Genomic DNA, 18,534 nt, shown 5'->3' with positions numbered 1-18,534 from the left:
ATCTCGGTGGTGGCCACGTCGGCGTGGCCGAGGAAGGTCTGGATTGCGCGCAGGTCGGCGCCGTTCTCGAGAAGATGCGTCGCGAAGGCATGGCGCAGGGTGTGCGGCGTGACCTTCGCGGGGGACACCCCGGCGGTCACCGCGATTTCCTTGATGAGCAGGTAGAAGGCGTGGCGGGTCAGGTGCCCGGCCTTGCCGCGCGAGGGAAACAGGAAGCTCGATCCGGACAGGCCCTTGGAGCGAGCAAGATCGTCGAGCGCGTCGCGCCGCTCGAGCCAGTTGCGCAGCGCCTCGCGCGCGGGCGGCGACAGCGGCACCATGCGCTCGCGTCCGCCCTTGCCACGGATGAGCAGCATGCGCGGATCGCCGCGTGTGGCCGAGACGGGCAGGGTGACGAGCTCGGTGACCCGCATCCCGGTGGCGTAGAGGATCTGCATCAGGCAGGCGTTGCGCAGCTTGTCGTCGCCGGTGCGCCCGTGCTCGCAGGCGGCATCGAGCAGACGGTCGACTTCCTCGACCGAAAGCGTCTTCGGCAGTCGCTTCGGCTTGCCGGGTCCCGAGATCTGCACTGCCGGGTTGTCCTCGCGCAGACCCTCCTCGAAGGCGAAGCGGTAGAGCTGCTTGATCGACGACAGCCGCCGGGCGCGGGTGGAGACCGCAAGGCCCTGCGCCTCGCAGTCGATCAGGTAGGCCTCGACGTCGCCGCGTTGCGCGCCGTCGAGGCCAAGGCCGCGCTCGGCGAGCCAGTCGCAGAAATTCGACAGGTCGCGGGCATAGGCTGCGGTGGTGTTGTCGGCGGCGCCGCGTTCGGCGGCCTGTGCCTCGAGAAAGCTTTCGGTCCAGCGCGCCGAGATCACCGCAACGCTCCTTCGTCGTCGAGGATCAGCAGCTGGATCGCGGCGCGTCGGGCGGTGTCTTCGAGCCCGACGGCGCGCAGCGTCGCCAGCGCCTCGGTCAGGTTCGCGTGGTTGCCGGCGGCACCGAAGGAAAACAGTGCCATGGCGCGCAGGATCGCCTCGCCCAGCTTGCCCTGCTGCAACAGCCGCGCGAGCGCAGGGGGCGGCGAGGGATCGTCCCACGCGCGCGCCACGGCGGCCTCGATCGCGGTGTCGGGCATCGGGTCGGGAACGTCGCCCCGGGCGATGGCGGCGGTCGTCGCGAGCCGGCCGCTCGGGGCATCGAGCGCGCGGGCGGCGGTCTCGTAGTCGGTCGACAGCAGCGCGGCCTTCTGCGCGAGTGCCTGCGCGCGGTCGTCGAGTTCGATCTCGGCCAGACGGGTGCCGAAGAGCTCCGCCAGCGGCACCAGCAGCCCGGCGCTGCGCATCTGCGGCCAGACCTCGAGCAGCGCCGGCCCGACGAGATCGGCGCGGCCGCCGTCGAGCGCGCTGTCGAACTTCTGCACCGCCGCGACACGGTCCCAGACCCCGCCAGAGGCAGCAGCTCGGCGGTCGGAATAGTAGCCGAGCAGCCGGTTCGGCTCGAGCGCGCCATGTCGTGCGAGCCGTTCGGCAGCGAGAAGCTGTGCTCGCCAGCCACTGTTGCCGGAGAGGTCCGCCGCCGCGAAGGCGGGCGGCAGTGGCTGTGTGGGCAGCGCCTCGCCGACCATTTCGAACAGACGGAACTGCAGCGGCGTCGGCTGCGCCGGAGGCGGCACCGGGTCGGCCCCGTCGACGAGCGAGGGCTCGAGGTAACGGGTCAGCAGCTCGACGTCGCGACCGTTGATCCGCCCGAGCGCGCGGGCGGTGCCCAGCACCGTGACCGCGTGATCCCAGTCGCCCAGCCGGGCGTCGCAGTAGATCCGCGTCGGCAGGTCGTCGGAGAGGTCGGGCTGGGCCTTCAGCGCCTCGCAGGGCTCGGTACCGTTGCCCGACAGCAGCGACAGGTCGAACCAGCGCTCGAACAGCGCGGGTGAGCTGTCGCCGCCGGCACGCTCCAGCAGAGCGAGGGCCGGATCGACGGCGCCCTCGGCCCGCAGCCGGTCGAGCCGGGCAAGCAGCAGCGTCGCGTCTTCGCCCGAGCCGCGCGGTGCGTCGGCCTCGGCCAGCAGCAACGTGTAGAGCAGCGCCCAGAGCGCCGGCACCGCCGGTTCGACCTCGGTCAGCAGCGGCGCGATCGTCTCGGCCTCGCTGTTCTGCCAGAGCCCGCGCGGCAGCCCGGTGACCGATGTCGGCAACAGTCCCACGGCATCGGGGACGGGCCCGCCGAGCGGCGAGACGTCGACCTCCGGGCGCGTGCCGGAACTGGCCACCGGCGGCTCGTCGCGCGGCGCGGCGGGGCGGGGGCCCTGGAACAGCGGATCGGGCCGCAGCACCAGGGGCGCATTGCCGCCGCCCTGGCCGTTCAGCCAGTCGATTGCCGACATCGGTGCATCCTGTGCCGACGCGGCCTGCGCGGCGACAATGGCTGCGATCAGGAGGGACTTACTGCGCATCGAGCTCCACGGGCGTGCGAATCTCCGTCTGGGGCGGAGAGAAGTCGGCGCCGAAGAACGGGCCGACGTAGGCATAGCCTACCAGCGCGATCCCGCCGAGTATGACAAGGATGAAGAGCCATTTGATGATACGTCCCATGCGTGCTGTCGTCCTGCCTCGTGCCTTTTTCTGAACTTATACCTAGCCTTTTCGGGAAACTCACGTCATTCACGGCCCTGAAAGGCAGAATTGGCGATGGATAGCCGAGATACAAGTGTGCAGGCGCTGAAGCTGAAAAAGACTGTCGTGCTCGTGGGAATGATGGGTGCAGGCAAGACCGCCGTGGGCCGGGCGCTCGCGCAGGCGTTGCACGTTCCGTTCCGCGATTCGGATGCCGAGATCGAGCGCGCCGCCAACATGACCATCGCCGAGATCTTCGCCCGCGACGGCGAGCCGTTCTTCCGTCAGAAAGAGGCGCAGGTGATCTCGCGCCTGCTCGACGGGCCGCCCGCGGTGCTGTCGACCGGCGGCGGCGCCTACATGCGCGAGACCAACCGCCGGATGATCACCGAGCGTGGCGTGGCGGTCTGGCTCGATGCCGAGCTGCCGGTGCTGTGGAACCGGGTGAAGCACAAGAACACCCGACCGTTGCTGCAGACCTCGGACCCGCGCGGCACGCTGCGCGAAATCTACGAGCAGCGGGTGCCGGTCTACGCGCTGTCGGATCTGAAGGTGCCCTCCGAGCAGGGCAAGAGCATCGAGGCGATGGCCGGGCGCGTGATCGAGGTTCTGAAGACCCGGCCCGACGTATTGCAGGAGGACGAATGACCATGACCGAAACCGTGCATGTGCCGCTGGGCGAACGCGCCTATGACGTGCGGATCGGGGCAGGGCTGCTCGAGCGCGCCGGCGCCGAGATCGCACCGCTGCTGCATCGCAAGCGGGTGGTCGTGGTCAGCGACGCCACCGTCGCCGCCGCCCACCTTCGGAACTTCGAGGCCGCGCTCTCCGCCGAGGGCATCGGCTGCGCCTCGCTGGAACTGCCCCCGGGCGAAGCGACCAAGTGCTGGGCGCAGCTCGAGCGCGTCGTCGAGTGGCTGCTGGAACAGAAGGTCGAGCGCCGCGATGTCGTCGTCGCCCTCGGCGGCGGCGTGATCGGCGATCTCGTGGGCTTTGCCGCCGCGATCCTGCGCCGGGGTGTGCGCTTCGTTCAGGTGCCGACCTCGCTGCTGGCGCAGGTCGACAGCTCGGTCGGCGGCAAGACCGGCATCAACTCGCCCGCCGGCAAGAACCTGATCGGCGCCTTCCACCAGCCGTCGCTGGTGCTTGCCGACATCGCCGTGCTCGACACGCTCACCGAGCGGGATTTCCTCGCGGGCTACGGCGAGGTGGTGAAATACGGGCTGCTCGGCGATGCTGCCTTCTTCGACTGGCTCGAGGCCAACGCCGACGCGATCACCGCGCGCGACCGCGAGGCGCTGTCCTACGCGGTGAAGCGCTCGGTCGAGATGAAGGCCGAGATCGTCGTGCGCGACGAGACCGAGCAGGGCGACCGCGCGCTGCTGAACCTCGGCCACACCTTCTGCCACGCGCTCGAGGCGGCGACCGGCTATTCCGACCGGCTGCTGCACGGCGAGGGCGTCGCCATTGGCTGCGCGCTTGCGTTCGAGCTTTCCGCGCGGCTGGGGCTGTGCGCGCAGGAAGATCCCTCGCGGCTGCGCGCCCACCTGCGCCGGATGGGGATGAAGACCGATCTCGCCGACATCCCCGGCGAACTGCCGGGGGCCGAGCGGCTGTTCGAGCTCATGGGGCAGGACAAGAAGGTCGTCGACGGGGCGATCCGCTTCATCCTCGCCCGCGGGATCGGGCAGGCCTTCGTGACCGCCGACGTGCCGCGCGAGACGGTGCTCGGCGTGCTCGAGGACGGGCTGGCGGCCCATCGCGCCGCCTGAGCCCAGACCGGAACAGAGACGAGCAGGAACCAACACCATGACCATCTTAATCTTCGGCAAGACCGGGCAACTGGCCACGGAACTGGCGCGTCGGGTGCCCGACGCCATCCAGCTTGGTCGCGACGAGGCCGATCTTTCCGATCCGTCGGCCTGCGGCGCCGCAATCCGCGACGCCCGGCCCGACGTGGTCATCAATGCCGCCGCCTACACGGCCGTCGACCGGGCCGAGGAGGAAGAGGCGCTCGCCACCACGATCAATGGCAAGGCTCCGGGCGCCATGGCGCTGGCCTGCGCCGAGCTCGGCATTCCCTTCGTGCACGTGTCGACCGACTATGTCTTCGACGGCAGCGGCGAGGCGCCCTTCACGACCAACCACCCGACCGCGCCGCTCGGCGCCTACGGTCGCAGCAAGCTCGCCGGCGAACTGGCTGTGCCGGCGGCCGGTGGGGCGCATGCCATCCTGCGCACGTCTTGGGTGTTCTCCGCCCATGGCGCCAACTTCCTCAAGACCATGCTGCGGCTCTCGGAGACGCGCGACCGGCTGACCATCGTCGACGACCAGATCGGCGGGCCGACGCAGGCCTCCGCCATCGCCGACGCCTGCCTTGCGATCGCGTCGCAGCTCGGGGACGATGCCGGCAAGAGCGGCATCTACCACTTCTCCGGTGCGCCCGACACCAGTTGGGCCGGCTTCGCGCGCGAGATCTTCGCGCAGGCGGGCCGCGAGGTCGAGGTCGTGGGCATTCCGTCCTCGGGCTATCCGACGCCCGCGAAACGGCCGCTGAACTCTCGTATGGATTGCAGCACGCTGTCGGTCTTCGGCCTCGAGCGACCGGACTGGCGCGAGGGCGTACGCGAGGCGCTGGCGGAGCTCGGCGTTCCCGGCTGATCGTGACGCCATGAGCCTGCGGGGCCATCTGTCGCAGCGTGGGAAAGACCCGCGCCGTGGCGAAACGTCCGCGCATGGCGCAAGCCGCGCTCAAATTGAGTAGATGGACCGGCTTCGTCAGGCGATCCCTTGCCGCCCACGCTGCCGGCTACCATCGGCGCCAATGTGACGTCGCGTTTCCCCCCTTGTGCGCGTGCCGTCAATCTTCTTTACCCCCGCTTGTCAGCAGTGGCCCGGAAACCGTCCGCTTTCGTCCTGCTCGCAGGTGGCGCTCGCATCGATTGTGTGGCGTCTTTCCCGGGTTAGTATAACGAGAACGGGGCGGTCCCGCCCCGGACCCCAGAAGGGAGGCGAAACGCCATGACCAGATTTACAGAACTCACGCTCTCCACCATCCTGTCCGTCGGCATCGCCGCCGCGGCCACGGCGCAGGAGACCCACCCCGAGACCGGCGTCGAGCTTGCCGACGACCAGACCTTCACCTACCGCATCCTCGACAACATCTCTTCGGTCGACCCGCAGATCGTCGAGGATACCGACGGCTCCGACGTGGTGCGCGACCTTTTCGAAGGCCTGCTGAACCAGGACGAGAACGGCGAACTGGTGCCCGGCGTCGCGACCGACTGGGAGGTCTCGGACGACAAGATGACCTACACCTTCCACCTGCGGGACGACGCGAAGTGGTCGAACGGCGACCCGGTGACCGCAGGCGATTTCGTCTACGCATGGCGCCGCGCGGCGGACCCGGCAACGGCCTCGCCCTACCAGTGGTTCATCTCGCTGATGTCGCTCGAGAACGGTGACGCGGTCGTCGCCGGTGACGCGGCCCCCGAAGAGCTCGGCGTCGAGGCAATCGACGACCGGACGCTCGAGGTGCGGCTTTCGGCGCCGCTGCCCTACTTCCCGCAGATGGTCGTGCACTCGACGACCTTCCCGTCGCCCCAGAAGGTGATCGAGGAATATGGCGAGGCATGGACCAAGCCCGGCAACATCGTCAGCAACGGCGCCTACGTGCTGACCGAGATGAACCCCGGCGAGTCCATCGTGCGCGAGAAGAACCCCGAGTACTGGGACGCCGAGAACGTCATCCTCGACAAGTCGGTGGCGCTGATCATCAACGACGAGAACGTGGCCCTGACCCGTTACAAGGCCGGCGAGCTCGACATGACCGACATTCCCGCAGGCCAGTTCCCGCGCCTCAAGGAAGAATACGGCGACGAGGCGCACAGCTTCCCGAAGCTTTGCAACTACTACTACACCTTCAACCTGTCCGACTCGGGCCCCGAGGCGTTCAAGGACCCGAAGGTGCGCAAGGCGCTGTCGCTCGCGGTCGACCGCGACATCATCGTCAACAACGTGATGGCCGGTGGCCAGCCGCCCGCCTATGTCTTCACCCCCGAGGCGACCGCGGATTTCTCCGCGCCGGACCTCGAGATCATGGACATGACGCAGGCCGAGCGTGACGAGAAGGCCCGCGAACTGCTGGCCGAGGCCGGCTACGGCTCCGACAACCCGCTCTCCTTCGACATGGTCTACAACACCTCCGAGGCGCACGAGAAGGTGGCCGTCGTGCTGGCGCAGATGTGGAAGCAGAAGCTCGGCGTCGAGGTCCAGCTCTCCAACATGGAGTGGAAGGTCTTTCTCGAGGAGCGCGGCAACCAGAACTTCGAGCTGGCCCGCGGCGCATGGTGCGGCGACTACAACGAGGCGTCGACCTTCCTCGACCTGCTCGAGAGCTCCTCGGGCTACAACGACGGCAAGTATTCCAACCCGGAATACGACCAGCTGCTCGAGGACGCGCTGACCGCCGAGGACACCACGCCGCTCTACACCGCGGCCGAGGAGATCCTTGCCGAGGACATGCCGGTCATCCCGCTCTACCACTACGCGGGCGTCTACATGATCGACGACGACCTCAAGAACTTCCCGGTGAACAACATCCAGTTCAACTGGTACTCCAAGGACCTCTACAAGGCCGCCGAGTAAACCCTGCCGCATGCCCCGCCCGCCACGCGCCGGGCGGGGCAACACCTGAACGGAATTCCCTGACATGCTGATCTACGTGATCCGGCGGCTTCTGGTCGCCATTCCTACGATTCTGCTTCTGGTGATTGCCGCCTTTGCCATGATGCACCTGGCGCCGGGCGGTCCCTTCACCTCGGAGCGTCCGCTTCCGCCCGAAGTGCTCGCCAACATCGAAAGCCGCTACGGGCTCGACCAGCCGCTGTGGAAACAGCTCTGGGACTACTTCGCCAATATCCTGCTGCATTTCGATTTCGGCCCGTCCTTCGTCTACAAGGACCGGGACGTGAACGACATCATCGCGACCGGCTTCCCGATCTCGCTGACCTACGGCTCGCTGGCCTTCCTCGCCGCGAGCATCGTCGGCATCGCGCTCGGCATCGCCGCCGCGATCCGCCACAACACCTGGATCGACTACATCGCCGTGAGCCTCGGCATCGCGGCGCAGGCGCTGCCGAACTTCATCATGGGCCCGATCCTGATCCTGACCTTCACGCTCTGGCTCGGCCTGCTGCCGGGCGGCGGCTGGAACGGCGGGCAGTGGGAATATCTCATCATGCCGGTGATCGCGCTCTCGACCTCCTACATGGGGTCCATCGCACGGATCACCCGCTCGTCGATGCTCGAGGTGATGAACGCCAACTTCATCCGCACCGCCCGCGCCAAGGGGCTGCCGCAGCGCGCCATCATCTGGCGCCACGCGATGAAGCCGACGCTGCTGCCGGTGATCTCGTATCTCGGGCCGGTGTTCGTCTACGTGCTGACCGGCTCGGTCTTCGTCGACCTCTACTTCTCCACCGGCGGTCTGGGCCAGGCCTACGTGAACTCCGCCCTGACCCGCGACTACGCGGTGCTGCTGGGCGTGACGATCCTTTACGGCGCGCTGACCGTCATCGTGAACCTCGTGACCGACCTCGCCTACGCGTGGTTCGACCCCAAGATCCGGTACTGACATGCGCTTCTTCGGAAAATCAGAAAAGACCGCGGCGCTGGCCGGTGAGATCACCGATTTCACCGCCGTGCGCGGCCGCTCGCTGTTCCGCGACGCGATGAACCGCTTCCTGCGCAACAAGGCGGCGATGGCCAGCGTGGTCATCCTCGTGCTCATCATCGCCTTCGTGCTCTTCGGCCCGCTGTTCTCGCAGTGGTCCAACGAGGAGATCGACTGGGTGGTGATGGGCGATGTCGCCGGCATGGGCGGCCCGTCGCTCGAGACCGGCCATTTCTTCGGCGTCGACGATCTTGGCCGCGACCTCTACGCGCGCACCATCCAGGCGACGCGCACCTCGCTGCTGGTGGGGCTGATCGGCGCCGCCATGGCGCTGGTCGTCGGCACCTTCTGGGGCGTCGTCGCGGGCTACTTCGGAGGCAAGCTCGACAGCGCCATGATGCGCGTGGTCGACATCCTGCTCGCCATTCCGCTGACGCTGGTGCTGATCCTGATCCTCGTGATCGCCGGTCGCAGCTTCGTGGCGCTGTTCCTCGGCCTCGGCGCGGTGTCGTGGCTGACCATGAGCCGCATCGTCCGCGGCCAGACGCTCACGCTCAAGGGGCGCGAGTTCATCGAGGCCGCCCGCGCCACCGGCGTTTCGGAGGGCCGCATCATCCTGCGCCACATCCTGCCGAACCTCGCGGGTGTCGTGATCGTCTACGCCTCGCTGCTGGTGCCCGAAATGATCCTTGCCGAGAGCTTCATCTCGTTCCTCGGCCTCGGCATCTCCGAGCCCAACACCTCGCTCGGCCGGCTCATCGCCGAGGGCGCCGGGACCATGGCCTACGGCACCCTGTGGCAGCTGCTGTTCCCGCTCTTCTTCTACGTCGCGCTGATCATCTCGATGTTCTTCGTGGGTGACGGCCTGCGCGACGCGCTCGACCCGAAGGACCGCTGACATGACCGTGCTTTCCGTATCTGACCTCAAGGTCGCCTTCGACACGCCCGACGGCGAGGTGCAGGCGGTCAAGGGTGTCTCGTTCGACATCTCCGAGGGCGAATGCCTCGGCATCGTCGGCGAGAGTGGCTCGGGCAAGAGCCAGAGCTTCATGGCCGCGATGGGCCTTCTGCCGCCGAACGGGCGGGCAATGGGCTCGGTGCAACTGGGCGGCCGCGAGATCCTGAACCTGCCGGTGGGCAAGCTCAACGCGGTGCGAGGCGCCGACGTGGGCATGATCTTCCAGGATCCGCTGACCGCGCTGACGCCGCATCTCAAGATTGGTGCGCAGATGGCCGAGGTGCTGCGCATCCACAAGGGAATGCGCGGCAAGGCGGCGCGGGCGCATTGTCTCGACTGGCTCAACCGCGTCCACATCCCCGAGGCCGAACGCCGACTCGACCAGTATCCACACGAGCTGTCGGGCGGCATGCGCCAGCGGGTGATGATCGCGCAGGCGATGCTCTGCGAGCCGAAGCTGCTGATCGCCGACGAGCCGACGACGGCCCTCGACGTGACGGTGCAGGCCGAGGTGCTGGACCTGATGGCGCGGCTGCAGCACGAGCTGGGCACCGCCATCGCGCTCATCACGCACGACATGGGGGTGGTCGCGCGCATGTGCGACACGGTGAAGGTCATGCGCAAGGGCAGCTTCGTCGAGGCCGGCCCGGTCGAACGCATCTTCAATTCGCCGGAACACGATTACACCCGCAAGCTGCTCGAGGCGATGCCGCGCATCGACAGTGGCGAGGCACCGGGGCGCATCGAGGGCAAGCCGATCCTCGAGGTCGACGACCTGAAGGTGCATTTCGACATCCACCAGAAGGGCGGGCTGTTCGGTCGCAAGGTGCCGCTGAAGGCGGTGAACGGCGTGAGCTTCGGCCTGCGCGAGGGCGAGACGCTGGGCATCGTCGGCGAGTCGGGTTGCGGCAAGTCCACGCTGGCGCGCGCCGTGCTGCAGCTCATCGAGCCCAGCGACGGCACGGTGTCCTGGCTCGGCAAGCCGCTGACCGATCTCGACCGCGCCGCGCTGAAGCGCGAGCGCAAGGACCTGCAGATCGTCTTCCAGGATCCGCTGGCCAGCCTCGATCCGCGGCTGACGATCTCGGATTCCATCGCCGAGCCGCTCCAGACCCACCGCCCCGACATGACTGCCCGCGAGCGGCGCGAGGCGGTGCTGGCGATGATGGAGCGCGTCGGCCTCGAGACGGTGATGTACAACCGCTACCCGCACGAGTTGTCGGGCGGTCAGAACCAGCGTGTCGGCATCGCCCGTGCGATGATCACGCGGCCCCGGCTCATCATCTGCGATGAGGCGGTCAGCGCGCTCGACGTGTCGATCCAGGCGCAGATCGTGCAGCTGCTGAAGGATCTTCAGGCCGAATTCGGCATGTCGATGCTGTTCATCAGCCACGACCTGTCGGTGGTGCGGGCGATCTCGAACCGGATCATGGTGCTCTACCTCGGCCGCATCGTCGAGCTGGGCGACGCGGGTCCGGTCTGCGACGCGCCGCGCCATCCCTACACGCAGGCACTGATCTCGGCGGTGCCGGTGCCGGACCCCGAGGCGGAGCGCTCGCGCCGGCGCATCCGCATTCCCGGAGAGCTGCCGTCGCCGCTCGATCCGCGCGCCTCGCTGCGGTTCCTGCGGTCGCGGCTGGATGCCGGCGAAGAGGACTACGTGCCGCAACTGCGGGACGTGGGCGGCGGCCATCTCGTGGCCGAGCACGATCCGCTCGACCGACTGCTCGCCCGCGCCGAGGGCTGACGACCAGGGACGCGGGCAGGGGTTGCCCGCGTCATCCGCGCCGCTCAGGCGTCGGCGTTTTCCCGGATCTGCAATACGCGACCGCCAAGGTCGCGAAAGGCGCGCTGGCGGCAGGTCAGCACGATGATCTGCAGATCGCCCGCCTGCCGGTGCAGCGCGTCGAACATCCGCTCGATCCGGTCGTCGTCCGTGAAGACCAGCGCGTCATCCAGGATCACCGGCGCCATGCGGCCCGCATCGGCCAGCATCCGCGCGAAGGCAAGCCGCACCAGCAGCGCGATCTGTTCCTGCGTGCCACCGGACAGGATGTCGAGCGGTTCGGTCTGGCCGTCGCGGATCAGCCCGTCGGGCAGCAGCGAGTCCTCGGCCCACGTCAGCTCGGCGTCCGGCCAGAGCAGGTTGAGAAGCGGCTTCAACTCCTTGGCGATGGGCGCGAAATAGCGCTCGCGCGCCTCGGTCCGGGCAGCGGTCAGCGCCTCCTGCAGCCGGGTGAGCACCGCGACCTCGTGCTCGATCCGCGCGAGGTCGGCCTGCGCCGCGGCGAGCGCCTCGCCGGTTTCCGCAAGCCGTTCCTCGACCGCGTCCCCCGAGGCACTGCGGATCCGCTCGTCGAGCGCGGCAAGCTCGGGCTTCAGCGTCTCGATCTGCGCGCGGGCACTGTCCTCGACCGATTGGGCGCGGGTCAGCGCGGCCTTCGCGGCGGCGAGATCGGGTGCCGCCGCGCGTTTTTCCGCAAGCTCGGCCTCGGCAAGCTGCAACGTCTGACGGGCGTCCTCGGCGGCGGCGGCGAGCGTGTCCGCGTCGCCGTCGAGCGCCGCAAGCTCGGTCGCCGCGCGGGCCTGCCGGTCCTGCGCCTGTCCCAGAAGCGTGTCGGCGCGGGTCTTGTCGGAGCGCGCGGCAGAGAGCCGTTCGGCGGCAAGGGTGAGCGCGGCGCGGGCCGTTTTCTCCGTTTCGCGCGCCGTCTCGCAGGCTGCCGTCGCCGTGGCTGGATCCGGGGCGTTGTCGGTGTCTTCCGGCTTGGGCAGGCGGGCAAGCTGGTCCCGCAGCGGGTCGAGCCCGTCTGGCGCGAGGCTTTCGAGCACCGCGCGCGCCTCGCCGTGGCGGGTCTCGGCGGCCTTGCGCGTCGCGGCTGCCTGCAGCGCGTCGTCGAGACTGTCGAGCCCGTGCCGGTCCAGCACCTCACGCAGCGCGCGTTCGGCGTTTTCGACCGCATCGCTGCCGCCGGTCTCGGGCGGGCGGATCTCGAGTGCGCCGATGCCGTCGATCTCGATCCGCGCGGCGTGGGTCAGGGGCAGGGCGCTGCCGTCGGGCATCTCGGTGCCGTCCATGGACAGCCGCGCCGCGCCGCTATAGCGCGCCGTGATCTGCGTGGCGCTGGCATCGCGCGCCGCGCGCGCCGCGGCCAACCCGGCCGCCAGCGTCTCGATGTGCTGAAGGTCGGCGTCGCCCAGGCCCCGGATCGCGGCCTTGGCCGCTTCCATCGTCTCGCGTGCGGCCTCGGCCTGCTTGATGCGCGCGCCAAGCTCCTGCCGCCGCTCGGCGCCGTCGCGGGCCAGCTGAGCCCGCTCGGCGCGGCGCCGGTCGGCCTCGGCGCGTTCCAGCGATTGCGACGCCTCGCGCAGGGCCGTGTCGGCCTCGACCTGCGCGCCGGCCGCTTCGTCATGGGCCGTGCGGGCGGCCTCTGCCTCGGTCGTGGCGGCTGTCACGAGCGCTTTGCAGTCTTCCTGTTCCTTCAGCGCCTTGCGCAGCCCGTCCAGACGAGCCTGCGCGTTGCTCGCGGTGAGCCGAGCCATCTCGACGCGACGGGCAAGGCTCTCGACCTGCTCCGCGTGACGTTCGGCCAGCGCATGGGCGGCGCGCGCCTCCTCGAGCCGGGTCCGGCGCGCCTCCGAGGCATCCGGATCTGTCAGCTCGGAAAGTGTCCGCCGCGCGGCGTTGCGTGCCTTCAGCGCCGCGTGCAGCTCACCGGTAAGCCGGTCGAGACGATCATGCCGCTCCGTCAGCTCCGACACGAGATCCTGCGCGGCCTTCCACGGACCACCGACCTTGGGGCGCCCGGTGCCGGTCGCGTAGAGTCCGAGCTCTTCCTGGCAGCGTTTCAGCGCCGCATCCATTCGGCGCCCGCCGGTCATCGCCTCGACCTCTTCGCTGACCGAGGACATGAGATCGCGCCGCGCCTCCAGCGCCGCGGCCTTTTCCTTGTTCGAGCCATCGGTGAGCGCCGTCAGGCCCTGGCGCACCCAGATCAGCCCGGCAGGGCCGCCCGCATCCTGCCCGAGCGCCCGGGCGATCCAGTCCTCGGCGGCGTCGGCCTGCGCGATGAGCCGCCCGTCCTGATGGACCGTGGCGGCAGGCTTCTGGAACCACCGCTTGGCGATGGTGAACCGGCCGGCGTCGGTCTCGATCTCGACCGAGATCTCCGGCGCGCCGCCGGAATGCGGACGCAGTGCCTTCATCTCCTTGTCGCCGCTGCCATGCGCCTTGAAGAAGAGCGCGTGCAGGGCATCGAAGAGCGTCGACTTGCCGAACTCGTTGGGTTCGCTCAGCACGTTCAGCCCGTCGCCGATGCCGTCGATCCGCATGGTCGACGTGAAGCGACGGACGTTGGTCATTTCGATGGCGCGCAGCTTCATTCCGAGGCCTCCCTGACATAGGCGTAGAGCCGCGCGAGCGCGTCGCGTGCGGCAGCACGCTCGTCGGGGCCCAGCGTCTCGGCCTCCGCGTCCTGCACCAGCGCCTCGGCGGCAAGGCGCAACGCGCCGCCCCCCCGGTCGATGCGGTCGAGGTCGGTGTCGTCATACTGCGTGCCGAGCGCCTCGGTGCGCAGCTCGAAATGGGCGAACTCGGGGGCCGCCCGCGTCGCCGCAGCCTCGAGCTCTGCCTGGTCGGCCAGACCGGCCCATCCCGAAACAACGACTCGCAGCAGGATGTCGCGGCGCCCGCCGACGGGCAGCACCGCGTTCAGTGCTGCGGCGGCATCCTGCCTCGGGTGCAGGGTGAGCGGCACTTCGGTCCAGAGAAACTGGCCTACCTCGATCGTCTCGACCTGCGGCGGGCTGCCGGGGGCGTCGAGCGTCACGCAGAGGCAGCTTCCGCGCGTGCCGTGCTTGAACCGGTCCTGCTCGGGGCTGCCGGGATACTGCACGCGCGGCGACACCTCCATGCGCCCATGCCAGTCGCCCAGCGCGAGGTAGTCGAGCCGCGCGCTGCGATCTCGGTCCGGCGCGATCACCTCGCCGCTCTCGGTGAAATCGGTGATGCCGCCGTGGGCGAGGCCGATGCGCAGCTGGCCGTCTTCGCTTGCCATGCCCACAAGCGCCTCGGTCGGGTCGCTGCCGCCGGCGCGGTAGGCGACGGGGCAGGGCAGCAGCATGGCGCCATCGCCCATGAGACAGGGGGCGGCCTCGGTGACGGCCCGCACGTTGGGCGGGGCGGTGTCGCGGATCATCTCCCAGAGGGGTTCCGCATCGCGCAGGTTATCGTGGTTGCCGGGCAGCAGCCACCATGTCGCCTCCGGGGTCTCGCCCATCGCCGCCAGCGCCTGTCGGACGATCGAGGGCGAGGGCGTCGCCGTGTCGAAGGTGTCTCCTGCGAGCAGCACATGCGTCGCGCCCCTGTCCCGGGCGATCTCTCCCAGCCGGACGATTGCGCCGTGCCGGGCTTCCATCAGGCGTCCGCGGATGTTGCCGTCGGCCGCCTGCGGAATGCTGGCGAACTTCCGCCCGAGGTGCAGGTCGGAGGCATGCAGGAAGCGGAAGGTCATGCGGTCTCCTGTGAGGATTTCGGGCAATCGCCTGCCGGATGACGCTCGCATGGATGAGGGACGGAATTGGTCATGGGGCGGAGAGGTCCTTGCGAACTGGGTCTTGTGTCGAAGGACTTGACCGTGAACATTTCCGGATTTCAAGCCCGCGTCTGCGCCGCGCTACGGGCCGCCACCTTGAGACGAGCATACCTCCCGCGCCGGTGGCCACGAAGCCGGATAGTTTCGAAAGCGGCCGGTCTCGTGAGAACAGTCGCCGACGTTGCGCAGGGAGCGCAGGTGACCCGGGCGGGGCTTGCTGGAGGCTCCAATTCTCGAGTGGATCTGGAGCCACCCTGAGCGAGACCACGAACCTGTGCTTCCTTGGTCCATCGAAGAAGATTTTTTCGCCATGCTTCCCCGATCAGTGCCTCACCACTTTCTCTCTAGGTACGCATGGGCATCCGGCTTGGCGGCCAAATCCCCAGGCGACATGCCATCTTTGCGAGGGGGCCTGACGGCCTTGTTCGGTGAGAATGATGAGGGGCAGGCCCATGGAGGCCGTCCGGGTCCGCCAGGCATTCGGTGAAGCCAGGCGCCGGACCGCGCTGCGGGAGCCAGTGTTTGCGAGATGATCCAATATGACTTCACCGCCTTCTGAAGAGCGGTTGTCCTCGGGCAGTCGACCGAGGCAGGGGAAACGAAAGATGCATATAATGGCGCATTGCTCGCTCGACCATGGTGCCGAGAGAGCCGGCAGACATCCGGAGTCGCGTACTGTCAAAAGGCGACCAGCAAGGCTCCCATGATCGCCGTTGCCACTATCGCATAGCCTCCGTCGATCGCTGTCAGCCCGAGGGGGCGCCCCTCTGCGAGATTTTGAACCCAGAGGAACGGGGCAATGAAAAACAGGCCGACCCCCATTCCGGCCACAAGCCCGAGCGGCAGGTTGGAGGTCAGACCCGAAACGAAGAAGATGTGGCGCAGAAAGCCGGCGATCAGGATCATTGCGCCAAGGGTCGCGACCAACAGGACAGCGCCCGTCCTGTTCGGTCGAGTGCCAGCCAAAGTCCTGCGACGTGGTCCGAACCAAGCATACCAAGCAAGCCCCGAAGCCCACGCGGCGACCCCCGCCAGTATCACGTTCGCAAAACTCATCCCTGCCTCCTGTTCTGATCGGATGACACTACTGGCCGTCGGGGAAATCTGCGCTCATGGTCAGGTCTTTCACCGCGTCGAACTGGTCTTTCAACTCATCAAGGCGGCGCGACAGGGTGCCATGCGCATAGGAGCCGAGGGGCAGGCGTAGCGGCGGCCTCTCCCGCGCCGCAACCTGTCGCAAGATCGCGGCGGCGCGCGCTGGATCGCCTTTCTGGGTGCCGCTGTCCTCCTGCAGGATGCGGCGCAGGCGCCCGGCGGTGGGCGCGTAATCGTCGATTTCCGTCTGCGGTGTGCTGGCAGAGCGACCGGCCCAGTCGGTTCGGAAGCCGGAAGGTTCGACGATCGTGACCTTGATGCCAAGGGGCTCCACTTCCTTGTAAAGGCTTTCCGACAGCCCCTCGACTGCGAACTTGGTGGCGCAGTAATACCCCAAGGTCGGATGGGCGGTCATTCCGCCGATGGAGGAAAAGTTGAAGATATGACCGGCCCGGCGCGCCCGCATCCCGGGCAGAACCCGGCGGGTCAGGGCAGCGAGGCCGAAGACGTTGACCTCGAACTGGCGGCGGATTTCGGCGTCCTCACCTTCCTCGATGGCGGCGAAATAGCCGTAGCCTGCGTTGTTCACCAGCACGTCGATGCGGCCGAAATGCGCCTCGGCCTGTGCCACGGCGCTTTCGATCTGGTCGGGCTTCGTCACGTCCAGCTCCAGCGCGAGCGCGATCTGTTCATGCCCTTCGACTAGGTCGGCAATGCTGCCCGGGCGGCGGGCGGTGACGACCGTGCGGATGCCTTCGGCCAGAAGCTGTTTCACGATCTCCCGACCGAACCCGGTCGAGCAGCCCGTGACGAACCAGACGGGGGTCTCATTGCTCATTTGACGTCTCTCACTGATCATAAGGGGATGCGCGGCGGGCCGGGACGATGCGCCCCGGCCCGCTTTCAGGCCTTAATTGTCCAGCCCGGCCTGCGCCCAGAGAAGCCCGCGGAACAGGCTTTCGGCGCGCGGGTCGATGTAGGGCGCGACGGTGCTTTCCAGATCCAGGTGCATGGCCTGACGGGCCTCGGTGTCGTAGGCGGGCCAGTCGGGCAGGCCGGGAGCCGAGGGCACACCCGTCTTGGCAAACTGCACCCACGCCTCCGAGACAGTTTCGGCCAAGGCCGCCACCTCGTCTCCGCCACCCGTCATGATGACGCCCGCGTCGGTCGTGGCATTGTCGAAGACGAAGGGGATCTCGATCGTGTGCGGCGAGTAGAGCTTGCCATCCATGATCGGAGTCATCCAGTTGAAGCGGTAGGCATAGACCGGCGCATTGGCAGAGCGCGCCCGAACGTCGAGGACCTCGTTCGAGAGGGTGCCCATCATGTAGTCCGAGAACAGGCGGAACCAAAGTGCGGACGGCTCGTAGTCGGGGAAATCACGCCGGTAGGTCTCCAGCAGCCAGGGGCCGTTGTCCTCTCCGAACATGCCCATCACGCGGGTTTCCAGCCCGGCGGCGTCAAGGTTGTAGGCCGCCTCGTCCTGCAGCATGAACAGCGTGAACTCGGTGCCGGTGTGGCCGACCATCACCGGCACGTCGCTGCCAGCGGGGGCCGTGTCAGGGTCGTAGACATGACGGGTGATGAAGTCGCCGTCGATGACCGGCCAGAACCCCGAGGGGAAACCCGGCGCGCCGCTCATCATGCCGCCAAGGTCCGCCTGCACGGCGCGCTCGGCCTCAAGCACCTGTTCCATGGTGACGTCGTTCAGGGCCTCGGGGGCCTCGGTGGATATACCGAGCGCACCCAGCATCTTGCGCGCGATATCGTCGGCAGCCTCGGGCGTGTGGAAACGGGTCAGCGGGCCGCTTTGAACGATGGCGCGGTGGAACAGCCCCCTGGCCGATGGCACGCCCAGCAGCGTGTTCACCTTCCAGCCGCCGCCCGATTCCCCGAAGATCGTGACCGTGTCCGGATTGCCGCCGAACCCCGCGATGTTGCCTTGCACCCATTCCAGCGCGGCGACCATGTCCTTGACCGACAGGTTGTCGCTCTCGCCCCACTTGCCACCGAGGATGCGGCTGAAATCGGTCAGCCCGTGCGCCCCCAGCCGATGGTTGATCGTCACGACGACCACGTCGCCCCGGCTGGCCAGGTTGGTGCCATCGTAGATCGCGCAGGAGCCGGAGCCGCTTTGCCAGCCGCCACCGTGCAGCCAGACCATGACCGGCAGGCCCTCGGCGTCCTCGGGCGCCCAGATGTTCAGCGCTAGGCAGTCGTCCCCGGCCTCGACATAGTCGGGCGGGGCGAAGGCGGGGGTGACCGGGGTGCCGTCGACCGGTTCCGGGCCTTGCGGGGCGGTATCGGCGTGGCGGTCAGCGACATAGGGGTCGGTCCATGGCGCGACAGGTTGCGGCGGAAGAAAGCGGTTCTCTCCCGCGATGGACTGCGCGTAGGGAATGCCGAGGAAGCGGGCAACGCCGTTTTCGGCGACGCCCTGCACCGCGCCGCTGACGGTATCGACCAACGGAGCCGCGGATTGCGCGCGCAGCCGGATCGGCAGGGCGGCCAGGGTCAGAGCAGCGCCGGTGCCGGCAAGCATCGCACGGCGGCTGGGACGGAAATCGGAAGTCACGGGTTTCATGATTGTCTCCTTCGTCGCGGCCGGTCGTGCCGGTCTGCTCG

15 protein-coding genes are annotated in these 18,534 nt (G+C 68.3%); 7 read left to right on the top strand and 8 right to left on the bottom strand.

All coding sequences use genetic code 11. The annotated features are described in order from the left end of the window. From D6860_RS01720 to D6860_RS25140, 3 genes are all read right to left on the bottom strand, one after another. The coding region (locus D6860_RS01720; RefSeq protein WP_254681401.1) for a tyrosine recombinase at window positions 1-857 on the bottom strand (857 nt) is incomplete at its 3' end. Next, window positions 854-2,362, bottom strand: coding sequence for a hypothetical protein (locus D6860_RS01715; RefSeq protein ID WP_076624450.1), 1,509 nt, complete (start codon window positions 2,360-2,362; stop codon window positions 854-856). The genes D6860_RS01715 and D6860_RS01720, both read right to left, overlap by 4 nt. Window positions 2,363-2,420: 58 nt before the next feature. Next, complete coding sequence (locus D6860_RS25140; protein ID WP_164845627.1) at window positions 2,421-2,570, bottom strand: hypothetical protein; 150 nt, start codon at window positions 2,568-2,570, stop codon at window positions 2,421-2,423. Window positions 2,571-2,666: 96 nt separating this feature from the next. On the opposite strand from D6860_RS25140, the gene D6860_RS01710 reads away from it, so the two are divergent. The 7 genes from D6860_RS01710 (at window position 2,667) to D6860_RS01680 (ending at window position 10,970) form a co-directional block, all read left to right on the top strand. Further along, window positions 2,667-3,239 (top strand): shikimate kinase, encoded by a 573-nt coding sequence (locus tag D6860_RS01710; protein WP_076624451.1) that lies wholly within the window; start codon window positions 2,667-2,669, stop codon window positions 3,237-3,239. A gap of 2 nt (window positions 3,240-3,241) precedes the next feature. Further along, window positions 3,242-4,363, top strand: a complete 1,122-nt coding sequence (aroB, locus tag D6860_RS01705; RefSeq protein WP_076625421.1) for a 3-dehydroquinate synthase — start codon at window positions 3,242-3,244, stop codon at window positions 4,361-4,363. A 37-nt stretch (window positions 4,364-4,400) separates the two neighbouring features. After that, the gene (gene rfbD, locus D6860_RS01700) at window positions 4,401-5,252 is read left to right on the top strand and encodes a dTDP-4-dehydrorhamnose reductase (RefSeq protein WP_017468310.1); all 852 of its coding nucleotides are present in this window, start codon (window positions 4,401-4,403) and stop codon (window positions 5,250-5,252) included. A 360-nt stretch (window positions 5,253-5,612) separates the two neighbouring features. Continuing rightward, entirely contained in the window at window positions 5,613-7,238 is a 1,626-nt protein-coding gene (locus tag D6860_RS01695) for a peptide ABC transporter substrate-binding protein (protein WP_076624452.1), read from the top strand. A 64-nt stretch (window positions 7,239-7,302) separates the two neighbouring features. Continuing rightward, entirely contained in the window at window positions 7,303-8,226 is a 924-nt protein-coding gene (oppB, locus tag D6860_RS01690) for an oligopeptide ABC transporter permease OppB (RefSeq protein WP_076624453.1), read from the top strand. Window position 8,227: 1 nt separating this feature from the next. Next, entirely contained in the window at window positions 8,228-9,163 is a 936-nt protein-coding gene (locus D6860_RS01685) for an ABC transporter permease (protein WP_017469234.1), read from the top strand. A 1-nt stretch (window position 9,164) separates the two neighbouring features. Continuing rightward, entirely contained in the window at window positions 9,165-10,970 is a 1,806-nt protein-coding gene (locus D6860_RS01680) for an ABC transporter ATP-binding protein (RefSeq protein WP_076624454.1), read from the top strand. A gap of 44 nt (window positions 10,971-11,014) precedes the next feature. Here D6860_RS01680 and D6860_RS01675 read toward each other — a convergent pair whose 3' ends face one another. From D6860_RS01675 to D6860_RS01655, 5 genes are all read right to left on the bottom strand, one after another. Beyond that, on the bottom strand, window positions 11,015-13,603 hold the full coding sequence (locus D6860_RS01675; RefSeq protein WP_076624455.1) for an AAA family ATPase: 2,589 nt from the start codon (window positions 13,601-13,603) through the stop codon (window positions 11,015-11,017). Then, window positions 13,600-14,733, bottom strand: coding sequence for a metallophosphoesterase family protein (locus tag D6860_RS01670; RefSeq protein WP_076624456.1), 1,134 nt, complete (start codon window positions 14,731-14,733; stop codon window positions 13,600-13,602). Before D6860_RS01670 ends, D6860_RS01675 begins: the two co-directional genes overlap by 4 nt. Window positions 14,734-15,492: 759 nt before the next feature. Beyond that, window positions 15,493-15,870 carry a DUF1761 domain-containing protein gene (locus D6860_RS01665; RefSeq protein WP_017468808.1) on the bottom strand — a complete coding sequence of 126 codons (378 nt, stop codon included), beginning with the start codon at window positions 15,868-15,870 and terminating at the stop codon, window positions 15,493-15,495. A gap of 28 nt (window positions 15,871-15,898) precedes the next feature. Continuing rightward, window positions 15,899-16,747, bottom strand: a complete 849-nt coding sequence (locus D6860_RS01660) for an oxidoreductase (protein ID WP_076624457.1) — start codon at window positions 16,745-16,747, stop codon at window positions 15,899-15,901. A 72-nt stretch (window positions 16,748-16,819) separates the two neighbouring features. Continuing rightward, window positions 16,820-18,493, bottom strand: a complete 1,674-nt coding sequence (locus tag D6860_RS01655; protein ID WP_083697858.1) for a carboxylesterase/lipase family protein — start codon at window positions 18,491-18,493, stop codon at window positions 16,820-16,822. Window positions 18,494-18,534: the final 41 nt, after the last annotated feature.

The organism is Salipiger sp. D13 (assembly GCF_003703915.1).
Classification (GTDB): Bacteria; Pseudomonadota; Alphaproteobacteria; order Rhodobacterales; family Rhodobacteraceae; genus Salipiger; species Salipiger profundus.
This window is presented reverse-complemented; position numbering and strand designations above follow the sequence as displayed.

What these genes read in the sequence shown, in the direction of transcription:
- D6860_RS01715 (WP_076624450.1), bottom strand. Translation starts at nt 2,362, where the DNA reads ATGTCGGCAATCGACTGGCTGAACGGCCAGGGCGGCGGCAATGCGCCC.
- D6860_RS25140 (WP_164845627.1), bottom strand. Translation starts at nt 2,570, where the DNA reads ATGGGACGTATCATCAAATGGCTCTTCATCCTTGTCATACTCGGCGGG.
- D6860_RS01710 (WP_076624451.1), top strand. Translation starts at nt 2,667, where the DNA reads ATGGATAGCCGAGATACAAGTGTGCAGGCGCTGAAGCTGAAAAAGACT.
- aroB (WP_076625421.1), top strand. Translation starts at nt 3,242, where the DNA reads ATGACCGAAACCGTGCATGTGCCGCTGGGCGAACGCGCCTATGACGTG.
- rfbD (WP_017468310.1), top strand. Translation starts at nt 4,401, where the DNA reads ATGACCATCTTAATCTTCGGCAAGACCGGGCAACTGGCCACGGAACTG.
- D6860_RS01695 (WP_076624452.1), top strand. Translation starts at nt 5,613, where the DNA reads ATGACCAGATTTACAGAACTCACGCTCTCCACCATCCTGTCCGTCGGC.
- oppB (WP_076624453.1), top strand. Translation starts at nt 7,303, where the DNA reads ATGCTGATCTACGTGATCCGGCGGCTTCTGGTCGCCATTCCTACGATT.
- D6860_RS01685 (WP_017469234.1), top strand. Translation starts at nt 8,228, where the DNA reads ATGCGCTTCTTCGGAAAATCAGAAAAGACCGCGGCGCTGGCCGGTGAG.
- D6860_RS01680 (WP_076624454.1), top strand. Translation starts at nt 9,165, where the DNA reads ATGACCGTGCTTTCCGTATCTGACCTCAAGGTCGCCTTCGACACGCCC.
- D6860_RS01675 (WP_076624455.1), bottom strand. Translation starts at nt 13,603, where the DNA reads ATGAAGCTGCGCGCCATCGAAATGACCAACGTCCGTCGCTTCACGTCG.
- D6860_RS01670 (WP_076624456.1), bottom strand. Translation starts at nt 14,733, where the DNA reads ATGACCTTCCGCTTCCTGCATGCCTCCGACCTGCACCTCGGGCGGAAG.
- D6860_RS01665 (WP_017468808.1), bottom strand. Translation starts at nt 15,870, where the DNA reads ATGAGTTTTGCGAACGTGATACTGGCGGGGGTCGCCGCGTGGGCTTCG.
- D6860_RS01660 (WP_076624457.1), bottom strand. Translation starts at nt 16,747, where the DNA reads ATGAGCAATGAGACCCCCGTCTGGTTCGTCACGGGCTGCTCGACCGGG.
- D6860_RS01655 (WP_083697858.1), bottom strand. Translation starts at nt 18,493, where the DNA reads ATGAAACCCGTGACTTCCGATTTCCGTCCCAGCCGCCGTGCGATGCTT.